The following is a 3,604-nucleotide window of genomic DNA, read 5'->3' as shown; positions in this document are numbered from 1 at the left end:
GTCAGCGGGAGGTAGTAGAGCAGGGGCTTGCCGCCCACGCCCAGGGTGATCGAGGTCTGCTCGAGTTCGGCGGCACGCGCCGGGGCCACCAGATGGAAGGCGGCGGCAACGGCCAGGGCCGCGCCCAGGACCGTTCTGCGGTTGTCATCAGCCTGCTCCCATGATCGGTTCAGCTAGTGGAAGTTGCCGGTGCGGGCCGCCAGTCCTGCATCTTGCGGGCATGAGTTATCACGAGATGCTCTGCTGCCACGTGGTCGATCTGGCGCGGCCTCGATCAGATCAGGGACTGCGCCTGATGCCGTTGGCTGGCTGGGTTGGGCCGAAATGCTGATCGGGCAGGAGGTGGGGATCCGCCATCCACAGCCAGCGGTGGTCAGGCAGTGTCGGCAGGGAGGCTCTTGCGCCGGCCGCCGACCTTGACACTTGGCGGCGTCAGATCTGGTGTCACCGCCTTGCGCGGCCGGCCCCGCTTGGCGACCGCTGTCTCTGCTTCCACTGGCTCTGACGGCTCAGCTGGCGCTGCTGCCGGCTGCGCCACAGCCATCTCCGGTTCACGAGCAGCGATCTGCTTGGCCTGCTTGGCTGAACGCAAGAGCAGGCCAGCTTTGGTCAGCTCGATGTCGAGGCGATCGCCAGTGGCAACGTCAAGGTGCCGGCGTGCCTCGGCTGGCAGCGTGAGCCAGCCGTCATAGTGCAATTGGATGGTAGGCAAGGGGAGCTCAATTTCTGAAAGAGAAAACACTGCCGTTCATTAGACCATTATCTACTCCACCTCGTCCAGGGTTGACCTTGTCCGACACGCACCATCCATCTGTGTCGTTCATAAACTGCACAGCCTGGCAACGAGATCCAATGCTTCTACGTACTCAAGTAGGTTTTTCGGTAACCCACGCCAACAGTTACCAAAGACTGGCTTGATCTTCCTTGACGAGAATTCTCCTCAAGCGCTTAGTCTGTCCGGTGGACTCACCCGATGGTGCAGCATGGGCATGGTGCCCAGGTAGCATCACCGCCCAACATCCTGGGCACCGGACAAACACCCATGGCAACGATCACCGGCAACAGCTCCGCCAACACGCTCTTTGGCACGGGAGGCACCGATACGATCAGTGGCCTTGGTGGCAACGACGTGCTCTGGGGCCGGGCCGGCAACGACCTGATCAGGGGCGGGACCGGCCATGACAAGATCTATGGCGAGTATGGCAACGACCTGCTCTACGGCGATGACGGCAACGACTACATCGAGGGGCGGCAGGACAACGACCAGATCTGGGGCGGGCTCGGCAACGACCTGCTCGGTGGCGGCACCGGCAACGACACTGTCCGCGGTGAAGCAGGCAACGACACCGTCAACGGCCAGGATGGCAACGACCTGCTTTCCGGGGGCGACGGGAATGACGCCCTAGACGGCGGCAACGGAAGTGATCATATTTGGGGTGATCTTGGCAACGACAAGATGTTTGGCGGTGCCGGAAGCGACGATCTCCTTGGCTTCGATGGGAACGATGAACTCCATGGGGGCGATGGGAACGACCGGATTGAGGGCGGGAAGGGCAACGATTTCATCAACCCCGACCGCGGGACGGATACGGTCTACGGCGGGGATGGCAATGACCAGGTCGGCCTTCCTTTCCTGGATGAGCTCTTTCGCGAGGGCTCCTTGACGCTGTTTGGTGGCGCTGGGAACGACCTGGCGTTTGGCAGCATCAACAACGACACCATGCGAGGCGAAGCTGGCAATGACGAACTGCATGGCGGGCTTGGCACGGACTGGCTCGACGGCGGCGGTGGGAATGATCTGCTGTTCGGCGGCACCGACAATGATCGTCTGATCGGTGGGGATGGCGCTGACCGATTGGTCAGCGGAAATGGAGCCCACATCATAACTGGCGGTGCTGGGGCCGACACGTTCTCCTACGATCTTCATGTTGGAACGACCTACTACGATGATCCGGAGAACGAGTTTTGGAGTATCGATGACGTGATCACCGATTTCTCCACAGGCGACAAGATCTCATTATCGGGCGAGATCTATAACGACTTCGAGGGCTCCGTGGAGAGATTTGATCCTGACTTCGCCGATCTGGATACCAGTGGCAACGGGATCCTGACCGACGCAGACGATGGCATCTCGATCGACCTCATCTCGTTTGGTGGTCAGAGTAAGCTCAGCATCGTGATCGATGTCGGGGAGCTTCCGGCCATTGCTGGCATGGGCCAGGGCACAGTTGCCCTGTTCGGCGTTCAGACCTTGACCGCAGGTGACTTCACCTGAGCCAGTAAGCGAGCCGGTCGATCCGGGTGGCCACCAGCATGTCGCCTGCTGGACGAAGTCGAGTAGGACTTGACTGGCTTCCTGGGCTCAGGCTCCACCGCGGGGAAGGGAAGGAAGAAGGCGTAAAGCCCGCCGCACCTGGTCCAGCGGCGGATGCACGGAACCTGAAGCGGTGCTGCTGGTTCCCGCCGCTACGACGGGAGCGCTGTCACTGCTCCGGCGTGAGCCATCGGTCACCCCAGTGTCTTGGCGTGTATGCCGCAACAATGCGTCACGCTCATCAGCACGGCGCTGATAGAGTTCCAGGATCAGATTGGCCGCATCCACCATGTCCACATTGGTAAAGCTGCATTGCCTCTGAGAAGCCATCGATACCAGGAGCTGGTGGACTTCCAGCAGACGGTGATCGGAGACTGGCGATGGAGCATGGTGGATCATCGAGCATCCGTTTCTGTCAGGCGGCAGCCGGGTTGATGGCGTCTTCAGCAAGCTCGGACAGGGCCTCGTCGGTGCTCTCCTCTTCAGCCAGCGTCTCCTTGAGGAGATCTTGGACGTCGGTCATGCCGAGCTGGTTGGCCCAGGCAATCATGGTGCCGTAGCGGGTGATCTCGTAATGCTCGACCGCCTGCGCGGCTGCGATCAGACCGGCGTCCAGCGCCTCACCGCCAGCGAATTCCTGGGCAATCTCGTCGCCCTCGGCGATGATGCCCATGATCGCCTTGCACTCGACGCCTTCAGGCTGCTCGCCCAGCTTCTGGAAGACCTGGTCCAGCCGCTTGATCTGGTTCTTGGTTTCTTCAAGATGCACCGCCAAGGCGCCCTGCAGCTCTTCGGTCTGCGCCGCCTGCGCCATCTTCGGCAGCGCCTTCACGATGGCGTTCTCGGCGTAGTACGTGTCCTTCAGCTGATGAAGGAACAACGCCTTCAGGTCTTTCTCGGCCATCTCTTCCGCTCCTTGCATGGGACACCAAGCTTGCCGAACCAGCTGGCTGCATCCTGGTTCCAGTACCAGCTGATGCTCAAGAGCGAGGCATGACGATCACCTTGCACAAGCTCTAGGGCAACCAGCGATGCCCTTATGGGTTGTATCGCCACGACGACACAGCCAGCAGGTGGTCCTGTGCGCACACCTTGATCATCCTCGTGGCCGAAGACGAGGCCATGGTCGCCTTTGCGCTGGAATGGGCGCTGCGTACAGCTGGCCATGAAGTACTGGGGCCGGCCTCCACCATCGATGAGGCGCTGCAGACGGTACGGATGCGCAAGCCGGATCTGGCGCTGGTCAACCTGGTGCTGCTGGGCGGGGAGGACGGTGCGGCCCTGGCCTTG

General features: G+C 61.3%; 3 protein-coding genes and 1 pseudogene. 2 read left to right on the top strand and 2 right to left on the bottom strand.

The window, feature by feature from the left end; all coding sequences use genetic code 11:
- Window positions 1-373: 373 nt before the first annotated feature.
- The gene (locus tag VHL31_RS07680) at window positions 374-712 is read right to left on the bottom strand and encodes an AbrB/MazE/SpoVT family DNA-binding domain-containing protein (RefSeq protein WP_329660620.1); all 339 of its coding nucleotides are present in this window, start codon (window positions 710-712) and stop codon (window positions 374-376) included.
- A 330-nt stretch (window positions 713-1,042) separates the two neighbouring features.
- On the opposite strand from VHL31_RS07680, the gene VHL31_RS07675 reads away from it, so the two are divergent.
- The gene (locus VHL31_RS07675; protein ID WP_329660619.1) at window positions 1,043-2,275 is read left to right on the top strand and encodes a calcium-binding protein; all 1,233 of its coding nucleotides are present in this window, start codon (window positions 1,043-1,045) and stop codon (window positions 2,273-2,275) included.
- Between the two features lie 454 nt (window positions 2,276-2,729).
- Here VHL31_RS07675 and VHL31_RS07670 read toward each other — a convergent pair whose 3' ends face one another.
- Window positions 2,730-3,218, bottom strand: coding sequence for a ferritin-like domain-containing protein (locus tag VHL31_RS07670; protein ID WP_329660618.1), 489 nt, complete (start codon window positions 3,216-3,218; stop codon window positions 2,730-2,732).
- A gap of 200 nt (window positions 3,219-3,418) precedes the next feature.
- Here VHL31_RS07670 and VHL31_RS07665 point away from each other — a divergent pair.
- Window positions 3,419-3,604: pseudogene (locus VHL31_RS07665) on the top strand (response regulator); the annotation flags it as partial.

Origin of the sequence: Geminicoccus sp., from assembly GCF_036263595.1 — a bacterium.
Taxonomy (GTDB): Bacteria; Pseudomonadota; Alphaproteobacteria; order Geminicoccales; family Geminicoccaceae; genus Geminicoccus.
The sequence above is the reverse complement of the archived record's forward strand: the minus strand, read 5'-3'. Positions and strand labels throughout refer to the sequence as shown.

Excerpts from the sequence above, each read along its gene's own strand:
- VHL31_RS07675 (WP_329660619.1), top strand. The coding sequence starts at position 1,043 with ATGGCAACGATCACCGGCAACAGCTCCGCCAACACGCTCTTTGGCACG.
- VHL31_RS07670 (WP_329660618.1), bottom strand. The coding sequence starts at position 3,218 with ATGGCCGAGAAAGACCTGAAGGCGTTGTTCCTTCATCAGCTGAAGGAC.